General features: G+C 35.6%; 17 protein-coding genes. 3 read left to right on the top strand and 14 right to left on the bottom strand.

Translation table 11 applies throughout. The features are described from left to right. Position 1: 1 nt before the first annotated feature. The 4 genes from RK02_RS01925 to bglB are packed head-to-tail and all read right to left on the bottom strand — an operon-like array spanning position 2 to position 3,914. The gene (locus tag RK02_RS01925) at positions 2–1,297 is read right to left on the bottom strand and encodes a TRAP transporter large permease (protein ID WP_016182552.1); all 1,296 of its coding nucleotides are present in this window, start codon (positions 1,295–1,297) and stop codon (positions 2–4) included. Beyond that, complete coding sequence (locus RK02_RS01920; RefSeq protein ID WP_016182551.1) at positions 1,297–1,779, bottom strand: TRAP transporter small permease; 483 nt, start codon at positions 1,777–1,779, stop codon at positions 1,297–1,299. The genes RK02_RS01925 and RK02_RS01920 overlap by 1 nt, the downstream gene beginning before the upstream one ends. Before the next feature lie 10 nt (positions 1,780–1,789). Further along, positions 1,790–2,800: a TRAP transporter substrate-binding protein gene (locus RK02_RS01915; RefSeq protein ID WP_016182550.1), complete on the bottom strand. Its 1,011-nt coding sequence runs from the start codon at positions 2,798–2,800 to the stop codon at positions 1,790–1,792. A 13-nt stretch (positions 2,801–2,813) separates the two neighbouring features. Beyond that, the gene (gene bglB / locus RK02_RS01910) at positions 2,814–3,914 is read right to left on the bottom strand and encodes a beta-galactosidase BglB (protein WP_016182549.1); all 1,101 of its coding nucleotides are present in this window, start codon (positions 3,912–3,914) and stop codon (positions 2,814–2,816) included. Positions 3,915–4,190: 276 nt separating this feature from the next. Here bglB and RK02_RS01905 point away from each other — a divergent pair, with 276 nt between their 5' ends. The 3 genes from RK02_RS01905 (at position 4,191) to RK02_RS01895 (ending at position 7,672) form a co-directional block, all read left to right on the top strand. Next, positions 4,191–4,820, top strand: coding sequence for a CBS domain-containing protein (locus RK02_RS01905; protein WP_016182548.1), 630 nt, complete (start codon positions 4,191–4,193; stop codon positions 4,818–4,820). A 16-nt stretch (positions 4,821–4,836) separates the two neighbouring features. Then, positions 4,837–5,652, top strand: a complete 816-nt coding sequence (locus RK02_RS01900) for a pyruvate, water dikinase regulatory protein (RefSeq protein ID WP_016182547.1) — start codon at positions 4,837–4,839, stop codon at positions 5,650–5,652. Positions 5,653–5,761: 109 nt separating this feature from the next. Further along, on the top strand, positions 5,762–7,672 hold the full coding sequence (locus tag RK02_RS01895; RefSeq protein ID WP_016182546.1) for a fructose-bisphosphatase class III: 1,911 nt from the start codon (positions 5,762–5,764) through the stop codon (positions 7,670–7,672). A gap of 81 nt (positions 7,673–7,753) precedes the next feature. Here the strand turns inward: RK02_RS01895 and murC are convergent, their stop codons facing one another. The 10 genes from murC to RK02_RS01845 all read right to left on the bottom strand — a co-directional run bounded on the left by murC (position 7,754) and on the right by RK02_RS01845 (position 15,779). Beyond that, entirely contained in the window at positions 7,754–9,088 is a 1,335-nt protein-coding gene (gene murC, locus RK02_RS01890; protein WP_016182545.1) for a UDP-N-acetylmuramate--L-alanine ligase, read from the bottom strand. A 206-nt stretch (positions 9,089–9,294) separates the two neighbouring features. Then, the gene (locus RK02_RS01885) at positions 9,295–9,738 is read right to left on the bottom strand and encodes a SprT family protein (protein ID WP_016182544.1); all 444 of its coding nucleotides are present in this window, start codon (positions 9,736–9,738) and stop codon (positions 9,295–9,297) included. Then, positions 9,731–11,911, bottom strand: coding sequence for a Tex family protein (locus RK02_RS01880; RefSeq protein ID WP_016182543.1), 2,181 nt, complete (start codon positions 11,909–11,911; stop codon positions 9,731–9,733). Before RK02_RS01880 ends, RK02_RS01885 begins: the two co-directional genes overlap by 8 nt. Positions 11,912–12,032: 121 nt before the next feature. Next, on the bottom strand, positions 12,033–12,407 hold the full coding sequence (locus RK02_RS01875) for a VOC family protein (RefSeq protein WP_016182542.1): 375 nt from the start codon (positions 12,405–12,407) through the stop codon (positions 12,033–12,035). A gap of 38 nt (positions 12,408–12,445) precedes the next feature. Next, positions 12,446–12,841, bottom strand: a complete 396-nt coding sequence (locus RK02_RS01870) for a DUF1149 family protein (RefSeq protein WP_016182541.1) — start codon at positions 12,839–12,841, stop codon at positions 12,446–12,448. Between the two features lie 41 nt (positions 12,842–12,882). Beyond that, positions 12,883–13,899 (bottom strand): SepM family pheromone-processing serine protease, encoded by a 1,017-nt coding sequence (locus tag RK02_RS01865; RefSeq protein WP_016182540.1) that lies wholly within the window; start codon positions 13,897–13,899, stop codon positions 12,883–12,885. Then, positions 13,886–14,377, bottom strand: coding sequence for a pantetheine-phosphate adenylyltransferase (coaD, locus tag RK02_RS01860; RefSeq protein WP_016182539.1), 492 nt, complete (start codon positions 14,375–14,377; stop codon positions 13,886–13,888). The genes RK02_RS01865 and coaD overlap by 14 nt, the downstream gene beginning before the upstream one ends. 17 nt (positions 14,378–14,394) lie before the next feature. Next, positions 14,395–14,949, bottom strand: coding sequence for a 16S rRNA (guanine(966)-N(2))-methyltransferase RsmD (rsmD, locus tag RK02_RS01855; protein WP_016182538.1), 555 nt, complete (start codon positions 14,947–14,949; stop codon positions 14,395–14,397). Positions 14,950–15,013: 64 nt separating this feature from the next. Next, positions 15,014–15,361: a YlbG family protein gene (locus RK02_RS01850; protein ID WP_016182537.1), complete on the bottom strand. Its 348-nt coding sequence runs from the start codon at positions 15,359–15,361 to the stop codon at positions 15,014–15,016. After that, on the bottom strand, positions 15,351–15,779 hold the full coding sequence (locus tag RK02_RS01845; RefSeq protein ID WP_016182536.1) for a YlbF/YmcA family competence regulator: 429 nt from the start codon (positions 15,777–15,779) through the stop codon (positions 15,351–15,353). Before RK02_RS01845 ends, RK02_RS01850 begins: the two co-directional genes overlap by 11 nt. Between the last annotated feature and the right edge of the window lie 16 nt (positions 15,780–15,795).

Here is a 15,795-nt window from a genome sequence, read left to right as displayed (position 1 = left end):
CTTACTGAGCCATATTTGGCAGCCACATAACAATCTGTGGAAAATACGTGATCGCAAATAATACAATCAAGATCGCTAAATAAAATGGAATAAGCGGTTTTAGCATTTGCTCAGCCTTAACCTCACCAACACTAGCTCCCACATAAAGCCCTGTTCCTACTGGTGGCGTAATGGAGCCTACACATAAATTCATAATTGAAAATAAACCAAAGTGAACAGGATCTACCCCTACACTAGTCACAACTGGTAAAAAGATTGGTGTAAAAATCAAAATAGCTGGGCCTACATCCATAAACATACCGACTAACAATAGTACAATATTGACTAAAAGTAAAACCATAATTTTATTTGTAGTCAAACCAAGAATAGCTGCACTAATTGCTTGAGGAATACCCGTGAATGCCATAGCAAATGACATCATAGACGAAGTAGCCAATAAAAAGGCAATCGTTCCGGTTGTTTGAACAGATTCAATTAACATTCTTGGGAGATCTTTCATCGTTACCGTTTTATAATAGTACATTGAAATTAATAATGAATAGGCTACTGCAATCGCCGAAGCTTCAATCGCAGTAAAAATTCCTGTAAGAATTCCACCAATAATAATAACAATAAGCATGATACTTGGAATCGCTTCTTTAATAACTACCACAACAGAACCTAGCTCGTTTCGACTCACCAATTTATAATTATTTTTTTTAGCATAGATAAAAGCAACAACCATAATCCCTAAAGCCCATAATGCTCCTACTAAATATCCGCCTAAAAACAAAGAGGAGATAGAGGCACCACTTGCAACTAAAGAATACATAATAAAGGCTGTACTAGGCGGAATCACCATTCCCGTTGGTGCGGAAGCAATATTGACAGCGGTCGCAAATTTCCGATCGTAGCCTGCTTTTACCTGTTGGGGAATTAAGACACCCCCAATTGCTGTTGATGCAGCAATTGCTGAACTTGACATCGAACCAAATAAAGCATTCCCTAAAACATTGGTATGTGCCAATCCGCCAGGGATTCTACCAACAAATAGCATGGCAAAATTAACCAGCTTTTCTGCTATCCCACCATTATTCATAATAATCCCAGACAAAACAAAAAACGGAATGGCAACTAGTGAAAAACTATTTAAGCTTGAAACCATCTTTTGTGCAGATGTGAAGAAAGAAATATCTAAAGGTACAACCAATAATAATGTTGAAATTGACGAAACAGCTATGCTAATCGCAATTGGCATACCAAGGATTAAAAGAATTGCAAAAACAACAAATAATATTATTCCTGCTTGTAAGGCCATTATTTTCCATCTCCCTTATTCAGTTTATAAAAATCAAATAGGTTTAACAAACTATAAGCAAACATTAATGCTCCCGAAACTGGTACAGCTAAATAAACAAAGCCCATTGATAAGGATAATGATGGAGAAATCTGACCAAGCGTAACTGAAACAGCCTTTAGTCCACCAAACACCATGATGACGACTGAAAAAATCATAAATAAAATTTGAACGATAACTTCTAAAAGATATTGATTTTTTTCACTTAAATGCTCACTTAATAAGGTAACGGCTAAATGACTTTTTTTACCCGTAACATAAGCAGATGATAACATAGCTAACCAAACCAAGCTAAAACGAACAAGTTCCTCTGAAATTGTATTCGGCTTATTTAATACCGTTCGTGTAAATACTTGATACAATACTACAAAAATCATGATTACTAAAACCGAACTACATAACAGCTCTAAAACTCTGTCCAGGAAATTCCTTAATGATTTCATGGTCTGCCTCCTATTTATTTTGACTTAATGCGCGAATTTCTTCATACAATGCATGATACTGTGGATTATTTTTAAAAGTATCATGTAATGGTTGAACTGCCTCTCGAAATTTTGTTGCATCTACTTGATTGAATTGAACGTCATATTTTTTAATAGCGATTTTCTTTTCTTGCTCTACCGCTTTTTTAAATACTTTCTTTTCATATTCTGTAGATTCTTTTGCAGCCTGTAAAACAATTTGATATTGTTTTTTAGTCAATCTATCTTTCACCTTATTGTTCATAATCACAATATCTGGTACTCGAGTATGTTCGTCATATGAGTAGTATTTAGCAATACTACCGTGACCGGCTGTATATAAAACAAATTCATTATTTTCCGCACCATCAATTAAATTCGCTTGCAGTGAAGTATAAACCTCCCCACTTCCCATAGGTACGGGTGAAGCTCCTAGTAATTGGACCATTTTTATGGCAGTTTCACTTTGCATCACTCTTATCTTTTTACCCTTTAAATCTTCAAGTGTCTTGATTGGCGCATTTTTCATATAAAAGCTTCTTTGTCCAGAATCATAATAGGTTAAACCGACAAAGCCTAATTCATTGGTAGATTGGTAGATTTCGTTCATGATTTTTCTATTTTCCATTACCTTATAAAAATGTTGCTCATCATCAAACAAATATGGAATACCAAAAATGGAATAGTCTTTTGAAAAACCTTCTAAGGCAGATCCACTAACCTTAGTAAAGTCAATTCCTCCAGTTTGGGTTAATTCAATTAATTCAGTCTCACCACCTAATTGACCATCGGGGAAATATTCAATTTTAACCTGACCATGGGTTCTTTCTTCCACAATAGCGCCAAATTTTTTCATTGAATCAATTACCGGTTGGCTATTACTGGCATAGGCAAATCTTAGAACCACTTGATTATTTTTATCAGCCTGTACCTGTTTACTACATCCACCTATAACCGGTAGCATACATATTAATAGGACCAATAGTACTATATTTCTCTTCATTATCGCTGCCTCCTTAGCAATAAGAAATTAATAACTCGGTAAAACACAAGACGGTTAATGATTGACCATATGGCATTGCTGTTTTACCAATATTTTTGTAAAAATCTAAAGTGTCACCCATACCCGTACCAACCGAAACATTTTGTACTTCGCCTTTTTCATCAATTTGCTTTAATAAACCAACAACAGCACGATTAGCTATCGCTGCATATTTTTTATCAACATAGCCCTTATGAATCGCTTTCAATATACCGTAAGCAAAACCAGCTGTTGCAGAAGATTCTACATATGAAGTGCCATCATCTAACAACGTATGCCATAAGCCACTTTGAGCTTGTAGTTCAGCTAAGGCTTTAATTTGTGCTTCTAAGGTTTGGATTAAATAAATTCTAAAGAAATCATTTTCTGGAAGCTCTAAAATCTCTATAATTTCTGGAATAGCAATGGTTAGCCAGCAATTCCCTCTTGCCCAAAAAGCTTTTGCATAGTTATGGTTACCCTCAAACGTCCAGCCGTGATACCAAAGTCCTGTTTTTTTATCCATTAAATATTTGATATGAATTAAAAACTGTAATTTTGCCTCTTCAATGTATTTTTCTCGATTTAATAGCTTACCAATCTTGGCTAATGGTAAAACAGTCATCATTAATGTATCGTCCCATAATTGGTTTTTGTTTTCCGGACCATAAGTAGCATGCTGTAAGCCATTTTCGTTCGTTCTTGGCATTTCTCGCATCACCCATTCGGCCCATTGTTCTAAATACGGTACATATTGAGCATTTTTCGTATCTTCATATAAATAGGCTAATGTCAATAATGGTGCCATCGTATTGACATTTTTAGGTGGTGTACCTTCAGCAAGTCGCTGTGTAAACCAATTTTCGACAATTTCTAACGCACGTACATTTCCTGTAATTTTATAATTTTTATAGATACCATAAAGTCCGACACCTTGTGGCCAGTTCCATACATGCCAACTTTTGTCATCAACTTTTAATCCATCAAAATCTAGTAAAAACTCTCCCTTCGTATCCTGAATTGTCGTTAGATTTTCAATTAATAAGTTAATTTTTTCATTGATTAAATCTTTGCTAATTTGAATATCTTTACTCATAGCTTCCTCCTGTAAAACGTTTTCATCAATTGACATATTTATTATATTCAGAAGCTTAAAATATAAAAATAGCAATTTTTGAAATAAAGATGTCAAAAATTGCAGTAATTGCTCAATTTTTTACAGTAGTGCACCTTCAAGGAATATACAAAGTAATAATCATCATATTAATCTATAAACACACAAATAATACACATATTCACGTTGATTATTTTCTTTTTTGTAGTATAATAAAGTCAAATTTGCAATAATTAACTAATAAAGGAGGGAGTTTTCATGGAATTAAGTGCACGTCAACAAAAAATTATCGATATAGTAAAAGACAATCAACCGGTTAGCGGTGAAAAAATTGCTGAACTCGTCGGTATTTCTCGGGCGACACTGCGAGCGGATTTATCGTTTTTAACCTTGGCTGGTATCTTACAGGCATCGCCCAAAATTGGCTATACTTATTCAGGTACACAAATCGAACCATTTTTATTCGATCAAATATTTAAAAATACGGTCAAGGAATTAATGGTCTCACCATTGTTAATTGATCAATCCACTTCCATTCGAGATGCCATTACAAATTTATTTATGTATAATGTACGTTCAATCTTCGTCATTGATGAACAAGGCTTGTTAATGGGAACGCTTAATCAAAAAGATTTATTACGAGGTGCCTTGACTACGGATAATCATCAAACACCCGTTGCAATTTGCATGACACGTTTAGCCAATGTGCTAACCTGTACACCTGATGACACTCTATTAGAGATAGCCAATCAAATGTTACAACATGATTTAGAAGCCATACCAGTCGTTGAAACATCAAATAGTCGTAAAATTGTTGGTAAAATTACCAAGACTCGGATTTTATCGCATATTATACAAGCCGCAACAAATACTGAAATAAATAGATAATAAGGAGTTATGAATAATGAAAAAAGAAGTTCTGATTTATACTGTCTCAGATTCCATTGGTGAAACCTCACAAAAGCTGATTGCCGCCGTTACCGCACAATACCCAGATATTGTCTTTCATAATAATTATCGATTTCCCTTTGTAAACCATGAAGAACAATTAATTGAAATCTTGCGCGATGCAATTAAGGATAAAGCCATTGTTGTTAGCACGCTTGTGAATGCACAGCTAGCAATGTCGGCACGTAACTTTGCTGAAAAAACTGGTTTACAATATATCGATTTGATGAATCCATTCTTTGAAATCCTGCAATCAAAAACAGGCACCACCCCTATTCAGCAACCTGGAATTGTGCATAAATTAAATGCCGATTATTTTAATCGAATCAGTGCGATTGAATTTGCTGTTAAATATGATGATGGGAAGGATCCTCATGGCTTTGCAGAGGCTGATGTTGTTCTATTAGGAATTTCCAGAACTTCTAAAACACCATTGTCGATGTATTTGGCCAATAAATCGGTTAAAACAGCGAATTTACCTTTAATTCCAGAAGTCCCTATTCCTGAAATAATCTATCAACTACCGAAAGAAAAAATGTTTGGTTTAATTTGTGCACCTGAAGCCTTGGTTAAAATCCGTCAAAATCGTTTACAAGCACTCGGATTAAATCAAGACTCCAATTATAGCGATATTCATCGAATTGAAAAAGAGTTAGCTTATGCGAATGAATTATTTAAAAAACTAGAAATTCCGGTAATTGATGTAACTGAAAAATCGATTGAAGAATCTGCTTTTGTCATTCAAGAGCATCTAAAAAAGCAAAGTAATTAATGTATAGTTGAGAGTAGCACCTTGAAATTCATCCTTTGACTTGATTACCAGACTGATGAACCTTCAATTTGCCACTCTCTTTTGTTATCTGAATGAAAAGGATGATTGCATGACTACCCATTTAACCCACCAAGAAATGCTTACCGAATTGATTAATCTTGAAGCTATTTTAAATTTACCAAAAGGAACGGAATTATATATTAGCGATATTCATGGCGAATTTTCTGCCTTTGACTATATCCTTAGAACGTGTGCTGGAAATTTAAAAGAAAAAATTAGCGATTGCTTTACAACCTCACTCACTGAATCTCAAATGAATTCTTTAACCTTGCTAATTGCCTATCCAGAAAAAATTGAGGCCAATCCACAATTATTTGACTTTCAACAGCTTACTTGGCAAGAGCAAACGATTAAGCAACTGTTAAAACTTATCTCCTTTGTATCTAGCAAATACACGCGCTCGAAGGTTCGCAAAAAGCTCCCCAAGGAATATTGCTATATCATTGAAGAATTGATTTATACGGATACGCATTTTGCCGATAAAGCGCATTATCGACAAAATATGATTGACTACCTCCTGCAATTAAAAGAAGGCATGCCCTTTATTAAAGCCCTAGCCCAATCCATTCGGACATTAGTGATAGATCATATTCATATTGTCGGTGATATTTTTGATCGTGGCCCAGAGGCTGAAAAAATAATGGATACCTTAATTGATCTTCCTGCTGTTGATATTCAATGGGGCAATCACGATATACTGTGGATGGGGGCATTTTTCGGTTCAGAAGCTTGCTTATTAAATCTCTTAAGAATTGCTACAAGATATCAATATTTGTACGAAATTGAAGCCGCCTATGGGATTAATCTTCGTCCGTTATTTTTATTTGCTGAAAAAACCTATCAAGACAATCCCGCTTTTCAACCAAAGGAAAGTAAAGCTTCCGTCTATCGCTTACAATCAGAAAAAGAAATCCTAGTCCGTGTGCATCAAGCATTAGCCATCATTCAATTTAAAATTGAGCAACAACTGATTAAACGCCGACCAGAGTTTCAAATGCAAGAGCAAAATTATCTACAACAAATCGATTATCCGAACCAAACCATCCATCTAGCCGGTAAGCAATATAAGCTAACACATACTTGTTTTCAAACCATTGATCCAAAAAATCCGTTAGCACTAACTGTCGAGGAACGTTTTGTATTGGATAGCTTGATGCAATCCTTTCAAAATTCACCCAAAATGAAAAAGCATATTGACTTTTTGTTACAAAAAGGATCGATGTATTTAATTTATAATCAACAGCTACTCTATCATGGTTGTATGCCATTAGCTGAATCGGGTGAATTTTTAGCATTTCAGGTGCATGATTGTAGTTATCGTGGAAAAGAGCTTTTCGATTTCTTTGAATATCATATTCGTAAAAGTAGCCAAAACCAATATAGTCGTGAAGATTTTTCAACCGATTTGATTTGGTATTGCTGGTGTGGTGCGTTTTCTCCCCTCTTTGGCAAGAAAAAAATGACCACCTTCGAGCGTTATTTCATTCAAGATAACACCACCCATTATGAAGAAAAAAATGCCTACTATACTTATCGTAATTCAGCTAAAATTTGTGAGATGATTCTGGAGGAATTCCAGTTAAATCCATTGAAATCGAGAATTATCAATGGACATACCCCAGTTAAAACGCTTAAAGGGGAATCGCCTATTCGTGGAGAAGGCTTATTGTTTGTTATCGATGGAGGGTTATCCAAGGCTTATCAAAAACAAACCGGTATTGCTGGCTATTCATTATTGAATAATTCTTATGGCTTTCAGCTAGTGACGCACCAAGCTTTTCCAGGTGCTGATCAATTATTAGCAACTGGCGAAATCATTACCTCTGTAAAACGCGTCATTGATCAGGTTAATTACCGAACCTTAATTAAAGAAACAACGATTGGTGAACAAATTTTAGCCCAAAAACAAGCCTTGATTACACAATTAAATCTATTTACTGAACAAGGCAAGCGAAATTAATCAAAAAACTACCCTTACGACTAAAGTCCAGTATACTTCAGTCAATAAGGGTAGTTTTTGATTATATCCTTTAATTATCGTTTATAAAACATTTCTTGTAGTTTTACTCAATAGGCTTTCATAAGCGCGTTCAAATTTTTGAACATCCCCTGCACCCATAAAGATAATAACACTATCTTCATGATTTAATAATGGGGACATATTTTCTTCTTTAAGTACGGTACCACCTTTAGTTACTCGTTTAGATAAATCCTCAATACTTACTTGGCCTGAGGTTTCTCTAGCTGAAGCAAAAATATCACATAAATACACTTCATCGGCTAAATCCAGCGCTTGCGCAAATTCATCAAGTAAAGCAATGGTTCTAGTAAATGTATGTGGCTGAAAAACAGCAACAATTTGTTTTTCAGGATATTTTTGACGCGCGCCATCGATTGTTGCCTTTATCTCAGCTGGATGGTGTGCATAATCGTCAACAATCGTCACATCAGCAACTTTCTTTTCACTAAAACGACGCTTAACGCCAGCAAAGCTTTTCAGTTGTTCAGCAATTAGCTGCATGTCAAAGCCTTCAACAAAAGCAACGGCCACTACACCTAGCGCATTTTTAATATTGTGTTCACCAAAAGCTGGAATAGTAAACGTACCAATAGTTTCTCCCTGATGGTAAACATCAAATTGAGAACCTGATGTGCTACGAACAATATTTTTCGCTTGAAAATCGTCAGTATCAGCCAAGCCATAGTAATAAATTGGTACCTCTGCTTGCAATTTTCTTAAATAAACATCATCCCCGTAAGCAAAAATAGCCTTTTTCACTTGATGGGCTAATGATTGGAAAGCAGAAAACACATCTTCAATACTTTCATAATAATCAGGATGATCGAAATCAATATTCGTCATAATCGCATAATCTGGTGAATAAGCAAGGAAATGACGACGATACTCACAAGCTTCAAAGACAAAATACTTCGCTTCTGGTTCACCATGACCGGTCCCATCACCAATTAAATAGCTTGTTGGTGTCACCCCTGATAATGCATGGGCTAATAATCCAGTGGTACTTGTTTTTCCATGTGAGCCAGTAATCGCGATACTCGTAAATTCTTGAATAAACTGACCAAGAAAATCATGGTAGCGAATGACTGTAGCGCCAATTTCTTTTGCACGAGCAATCTCTGGATGACTATCAGGAAAAGCATTGCCCGCAATCACAATATATTCAGCTTTAACATTATCAGCATTAAAAGGTAATAACAGAATATTTGCCTTTTCCAAATCGCGTTGGGTAAAGAAATATTCCTCCACATCAGAACCTTGAACATGGTAGCCTTTTTGATGTAAGACCAAAGCTAATGAGCTCATTCCAGAACCTTTAATGCCAACAAAATGGTAAATATTATCTTTTTTAAACATTTATTTAGCCTCTCTTCTAAAAAACATCCATACTTTTACTTTCTATCACACAGTTTCAACGTAGCAGATCTTTTACCGATTGTCTAATATCTTGTCTGAAGACTCAGATTAAGAAGCGTTGAAAAGTTGAATAAAAGATGGAATTGAACCGTTTTTCATTATCTAACAAAATACGCAAAATAGCAATTATTTTTCAGAAAGAATTTTTATTTTTCATCATTCTGAACGAATTGCAATCGTCCCTTACATTTACCACAACAATAGCGACGCAAATTCATCTTACGCTGACGATGATAAAGTTGACCGCAATCCTGACATTGATAGTGATACTTTGCTACTTCTAAGCGTGGCGTATAGCGCAAACCACCGACTTGAACCAAAAGTTTTTTAAAAGTTTCATCTTTATGTTCAAAGCCTTGTCCAGTCAAATGCAGATGATAATGACACAGCTCGTGTTTGATAATACCGATTAAAACCGTCTCGTCTAAATTTAACAATCGTGGATTAAAGTCTAAATGATGGTCTTTTAAATGATATCTACCACCTGTAGTTTTTAAGCGAGCGTTGAAATAAGCACGATGAACAAACGGTCTTTTAAAAAACTCTAAAGAGATTTTTTCAACCAGCTGTTGTAGGGCTTCATTAGTCATCTAGTTCAACTGGAATCATCGATAAACCAATTCGTCCTTTCTCACGGTCAACCTGAGTAATCCACACATGGACAATCTCACCTACCGCCACAACATCGCTTGGGTGCTTCACAAATGAACGACTCATTTTAGAAATATGGACTAGCCCATCTTGTTTCACTCCAATATCAACAAATGCACCAAAGTCGATCACATTACGAACCGTTCCTTCTAATTCCATTCCCACTTGTAGATCATCAATAGATAAAACATCCGAACGTAAAAGTGGGGCTTCCATTTCATCCCGCAAATCTCGTCCAGGCTTTTGTAGTGATTGAATAATATCATTTAATGTCTCTACTCCAGTAGCTAGTTGTTCAGCAAGCTGGGCTACGTTGAGCTCAGCTAATTTCTTTTGGGTAGCTGGACGACCGATTTCAGCTAAAGAAATCTGACACTTTGCTAAAAGCTGTTCGGTCAAGTCATAGCTTTCAGGGTGAATTTCAGTATTATCTAGTATCAATTGACCATCAGGAATTCTTAAAAAGCCAACCGCTTGTTCAAAGGCTTTTGGACCTAAACGTGGTACCTTAGCCAATTGCTTGCGATTGGTAAAGAGCCCATTTTCTTGTCGATAAGTAACAATATTTTGGGCAATCGTCTTATTAAGACCAGCAACATGAGTTAACAACTCACTAGAAGCGGTATTCACATTGACACCTACTTGGTTTACGACGGTTTCGACAACAAAATCTAATTTTTCATTTAATTGCTTTTGGGCTACATCGTGTTGATATTGGCCGACACCTACTGATTTAGGGTCGATTTTAACCAATTCAGCTAGTGGATCTTGCAAGCGACGGCCAATACTTACAGCACTACGCTGTTCGACCTGTAAATCCGGAAATTCCATTCTAGCAGCTTCACTTGCTGAATAAACCGAAGCACCTGCCTCATTCACAATGACATAATACACCTTACGTTTTAATTTTTTGAGTTGATCAGCAACAAATTGTTCGGATTCCCTTGAAGCGGTCCCATTCCCAATAGCAATCATTTCAACTTGATACTTTTCCAATAGATCAAGCAATTTATGACCGGCTTGTGCTTGCTTTTCTTTAGGCGCTGGATTGTGAGGATAGATGACATCAATCGCCAACACTTTACCTGTTTCATCTAAAATTGCTAGCTTACAGCCTGTACGATAAGCAGGATCAAAGCCCATCACTACTTTTCCTTTAAGTGGTGCCTGTAAGAGTAAATTACGTAAATTGTCACCAAATACATCAATGGCTTGTTCATCTGCTCTTTGTGTTAATTCGCTACGTAATTCACGTTCAATAGCCGGTTGAATAAAACGTTTATATGCATCCTTATAAGCTTCAACGATTAACGGATAAGCTGGTGATTGCGGATTGGTAATTAATTGTTTTTCAAAATACTGCTCAATGGCTTCAGCTGCGACAACAATGGCTACCTTCAAAATTCCTTCTTTTTCCCCACGATTTGTCGCCAATGTCCGATGAGAAACCATCGTCTTTAAAGGTTGTTCAAAATCGTAATACATTTGATAAACCTGCTTTTCATCTAAGGTTTCATCTTTTACCGTACTAGTGTAGACCCCATGATTAAAGGTATATTGACGAATCCATTGTCTAAATTGTGCAGAATCAGCAATCTGTTCTGCTAATATTTCATGTGCCCCAGCAAGTGCTTGAGTGATATCGACAATTTGTTCATTTAAAAACTGCCCTGCCAATTGCTCAACGACTAAATCACTTGCTTGGCTAAAGATGGCATCAGCGAGTGGCTGTAACCCATTTTCCTTAGCGATAGTTGCTTTCGTTCGACGCTTTTGTTTAAAAGGTCGATATAAATCTTCCACACGTTGTAAAACCGAAGCAGACATAATTTCGTTTTTTAATGTCTCGGTTAGCTTACCTTGTTCACTAATTGAAGCGATGATTTCTTCTTTGCGTTTATTTAAATTCATTAAGTATTGATAACGTTCTTCAATTAACTTAATTTGTACTTCATCTAAACTACCCGTTACCTCTTTTCGGTATCTTGCAATAAAAGGAACTGTATTCCCTGCTAATAATAACTTTAGCGTTTGTTCGATTTGTTTTTTGTTAATACCGGATAACTCAGTAGTTAATGTTGCCAATACTTGATTATCGATTTTTTCTTCCATAAATACTTCTCCAAACTTTTTTAATGAAACAAAAAAGAGTCGATTTTCAAAAGTATTTTCTCTTAAATGCTATTTTTAGCTGCTTAAAAGAATGCTGTCCTTTTGAAAATCACCCCTTATTTTATTCTTGACCGGTTACTGCAAAATAATTACCATCCATATCAACAAAATTAAAGACATAACGATCTTCTAAGTGAATGAGCTCCCCCAGTTGAATAGAAAGTGATTGCATTTTTTGATATAAAGCAAGAATATTTTCGGCAAAAAACATGATTTGCGGTGCAGAAGTATTGATATTTTGCGCATGTGTTTCTACAAAATTTTTATCATATAAAGTAAAGGTTAACGGACTATCTGCTGTTGGAGCAATCTCTGCTACCAAACTACCATCCATATTTTCTAGACTTAATACAGTAAATCCGATTGCTTGCCAAAAATCAGCAGCAGCCTGTACATCTTCAACATATAATACCAGTTGGGCTTGATTTGTAAACATAAATTCTCCTCATTTCATTGTTACAAATAATTTTAACCTTATTCAGCTTGTGGCTGTTCATGTTGGGAATTGAATTCTAAATTAATTCCTGGTTCATCAGTAATAATTTCAGTCACTTCATACGTTAAACGTCGTAAAATATCAAATAACGGCTCAACTAATTCTTCTGATTCTTCTTGAGTTAAATCCTCTGGCGAATTAATTTTTCGATTAACAATATGATTTACTTGACGAACCTGACCAGAAATTTTGAAGTTTTGCAAAATGATTTTGAATTCTAATTGGGCCCCTAGCAACGTATTGTTTTCTGGATATTCAGGATTATTGGCTACTAACGGTACAAAACCTACATTAATTTGGGTTTGTTCATCAGGCGTAACGCCATGATCAAAATGATATGCATCAACAATTGGTTTTTCTCTTAAAATTTCCATTTTTTATTATCCCTCATTTTTATTATTTATTCATAATTAATTTACTTCATTTTGGCTAAATAGTCCAATGCATCTTGAAAACTAGTAACAGGAACAATCTTCATGTCCGTTTTAATTGCTTTAGCAGTGGCTAATGCTTTAGTATAATTATTATCCTTAGTTTCTGGATCATTTGGTGCAAAGAAAATATCCATGTTGGAATTTGCCGCAGCTACAACCTTTTGTTCAATGCCGCCAATCTGGCCAACTGAGCCATCTAATTCTATGGTACCCGTTCCAGCAATTTGCTTACCTTTACGAATATTTTGTTTAGTTAGTTGTTCATATAATTCTAAGCTGAACATCAAGCCAGCCGATGGGCCACTATAGCCTTCCGTTTCAAAATGAATTTTTTTAGTTGTAGACAATTCATACGCGCCACCTAAGCCTAAACCTAAGCGCAATTGTTTATCAATTGTTACTAGCTTACCTGTAACTGTTAATTGCTTTTGATTCCGGATAAGTGTTAAGGTAAACGTATTTTTTGTATTTTTTTGCAGCAATTGCAGAAAGTCTGCCAAGCTATTAAAGCTTTGCTGATTGAACTTTATAATTACATCACCTAAGGCCACTTTTTGATAAAAATCCGATTGATTATTCATATCAATTACTTTAAGTCCCTTAAAGTCTAATTGATAATCCAAACCTGCTGCACTGAGCGCTTGCTTTTCAGCGGCTATTTTGGATGATTGTGTATAATAATCCTGTAATTCCTGATAACTTTCTTGATTAGAACTGCCCGCCAAATATTCTTTTGAACTGATGATTTTTTGATATGGAGTCACCTTAGCCTTTAAATAGCTAAATGGCGTTGCTTGAATCATAGAGACATAAGTCAATGAAAACGAACCACTTTCTTTGTCGGTTTTTCCATCAACTGAAATTAAATCAGCTAAAGCGACGGCCTTACCAGGTTTTTCAATATAAGCATTTAAAGGAAAAAAGAAAAAGATCAGCAACAGAACCGCTATACAACTGCCAAGTAACCACTTTTTCAATTGTCTATTAGGCTTTTTCACGTTGCTTCCTCCTGATGGCTTCATAAACATTTGCTGGTAAGTAGGCTTTCACATCACCATCAAAATATAATACTTCTTTAATCAAGCTTGAGCTGATATGCGTATATTTTGAACTGGCTAATAAAAAGACAGTTTCTATCTCAGGCGCAAGGTGATAATTCATCTCCATGATTTCACGCTCATATTCATAATCTTTGACACTTCTAATACCACGTACTAAATAATTTGCTTGTAATTCTCTTGCGATATTTACCGTTAAATCGGATTCTCGAGCAATCACCTTAACATTTGGCAAATGACAAACAGCCTCTTGAATTAAGCTCATTCGCTCGCTTATTGAGAAAAAGGACTGTTTATTGGTATTAACGAAGATACCGACAATTAATTCATCAAATAGTTTGGCTGAACGCTCAATAGTGTCTAGATGACCTAAAGTTAATGGATCAAAGCTACCAGGAAATAAGGCAATATTTTTCATCGAGTTGTTCCTTCTTTCTAAGCATCAAATTGATAAATGGAGACCTTACAGATTCCATAAGTTTGTTGACGTATCATGTGAGCCTGTTTAATTTCATCTTTTAAGTCAACTTGACTATCCGTTTCACAAACAATCGTTGCCTTTGCAGCTAGTAATCCTAATTCTTGTAGCTTTTCTATTGTTGCTTCAATTTCTTGCTTAGCATAAGGAGGGTCTAAAAAAACTATATCAAAGGTCAATCCTTCCTTAGCAAAGCGGGCGATTGCTTTTTTGGCATCTTCTTTTAGCAGCGTAAATTTGCTACTTTCATTCGTCAACGCTACATTTTCTTTAATAATTTTTAGGGCTGAGTAGTTCTTCTCCACACAAAAAGCTTGATCCATTCCTCTTGAGATGGCTTCAATCGCTAATGCACCACTACCAGAAAATAAATCTAACACTATCCCACCTTCAAAGTAAGGGCCAATCATATTAAACATGGATTCTTTCACCTTATCTGTGGTTGGTCGCGTGTTATCACCAGACAAGCTTTTTAATCTACGTCCACGATATTTACCTGAAATCACTCGCATACTCTATTCCTCCGATTCCTCTTGCGTCAAAAAAGGCTGGTTTGAATTGGACCAGCCTTTTCTTTTAAATTACCTCTTCAGCTAAGCGAATTTTCGTGTTTAATTCTTCTACTTCAAAGCCATCGTCATCGACTTGATAAGCTCGTTTAGTCCCAATTTTTTCAGCAAAATTCATCTCCACATCTGGTCGATAAGATGGTTCAACGTGTCTAACAAAGTGTAGCTTGCTTATTTTTTCAATTGTTGGTTCAACCAATTCTTCATCCACATATAAATAGACATATTTAGATTTTTTTGAAACATAATGCACTAAGCCGTAGCGTTTTAGACTTTTTAGCTGTCTTAAGCTATAAACCCAAACAACAATGCCGCGACGCTTAGTAATCGTTAAATGAGTATTTTCAGCTGACATGACAATGCCCTCCACAAGCATGATTTCTTTTTTCAAAAAATGGATTCCCTGCATCCACCTTAATGGTAGCTGATATATCGTTGGCTAAATTCAGACACAATTCATCTAAAAGGCCTTGAAATGACGTTTCAGCTACCCGAAAATCAGTCATTGTAGGATGTAAATCTAATTTTCTTTTAGCGCGCTGAGCTTCCCGTTGCGTTTGTCTAAAATCCGGTGCATACTTGCCATACGCTTCAATTCGCTCAAATGCGGCTTTCTTTTCCTTAAACTGTGCCATTAATTGTATAATTTCTTCATCGGCATATATTTTATGAAAAAAATCAATATATTGTTGATAAGTTGATGAATCATGAATTGCTTGAACCAACTCATCAATCTGGGTATCAATTTGAACAAACGATTCATTGATAATCAATTACTTTCCTTCTTTC

Source organism: Enterococcus columbae DSM 7374 = ATCC 51263 (assembly GCF_000406925.1).
Lineage (GTDB): Bacteria > Bacillota > Bacilli > Lactobacillales > Enterococcaceae > Enterococcus_E > Enterococcus_E columbae.
This window is presented reverse-complemented; position numbering and strand designations above follow the sequence as displayed.

Bases quoted from the DNA above. Each gene is read 5' to 3' on its own strand.
- RK02_RS01925 (WP_016182552.1), bottom strand. From the start codon at position 1,297: ATGGCCTTACAAGCAGGAATAATATTATTTGTTGTTTTTGCAATTCTT.
- RK02_RS01920 (WP_016182551.1), bottom strand. From the start codon at position 1,779: ATGAAATCATTAAGGAATTTCCTGGACAGAGTTTTAGAGCTGTTATGT.
- RK02_RS01915 (WP_016182550.1), bottom strand. From the start codon at position 2,800: ATGAAGAGAAATATAGTACTATTGGTCCTATTAATATGTATGCTACCG.
- bglB (WP_016182549.1), bottom strand. From the start codon at position 3,914: ATGAGTAAAGATATTCAAATTAGCAAAGATTTAATCAATGAAAAAATT.
- RK02_RS01905 (WP_016182548.1), top strand. From the start codon at position 4,191: ATGGAATTAAGTGCACGTCAACAAAAAATTATCGATATAGTAAAAGAC.
- RK02_RS01900 (WP_016182547.1), top strand. From the start codon at position 4,837: ATGAAAAAAGAAGTTCTGATTTATACTGTCTCAGATTCCATTGGTGAA.
- RK02_RS01895 (WP_016182546.1), top strand. From the start codon at position 5,762: ATGACTACCCATTTAACCCACCAAGAAATGCTTACCGAATTGATTAAT.
- murC (WP_016182545.1), bottom strand. From the start codon at position 9,088: ATGTTTAAAAAAGATAATATTTACCATTTTGTTGGCATTAAAGGTTCT.
- RK02_RS01885 (WP_016182544.1), bottom strand. From the start codon at position 9,738: ATGACTAATGAAGCCCTACAACAGCTGGTTGAAAAAATCTCTTTAGAG.
- RK02_RS01880 (WP_016182543.1), bottom strand. From the start codon at position 11,911: ATGGAAGAAAAAATCGATAATCAAGTATTGGCAACATTAACTACTGAG.
- RK02_RS01875 (WP_016182542.1), bottom strand. From the start codon at position 12,407: ATGTTTACAAATCAAGCCCAACTGGTATTATATGTTGAAGATGTACAG.
- RK02_RS01870 (WP_016182541.1), bottom strand. From the start codon at position 12,841: ATGGAAATTTTAAGAGAAAAACCAATTGTTGATGCATATCATTTTGAT.
- coaD (WP_016182539.1), bottom strand. From the start codon at position 14,377: ATGAAAAATATTGCCTTATTTCCTGGTAGCTTTGATCCATTAACTTTA.
- rsmD (WP_016182538.1), bottom strand. From the start codon at position 14,949: ATGCGAGTGATTTCAGGTAAATATCGTGGACGTAGATTAAAAAGCTTG.
- RK02_RS01850 (WP_016182537.1), bottom strand. From the start codon at position 15,361: ATGTCAGCTGAAAATACTCATTTAACGATTACTAAGCGTCGCGGCATT.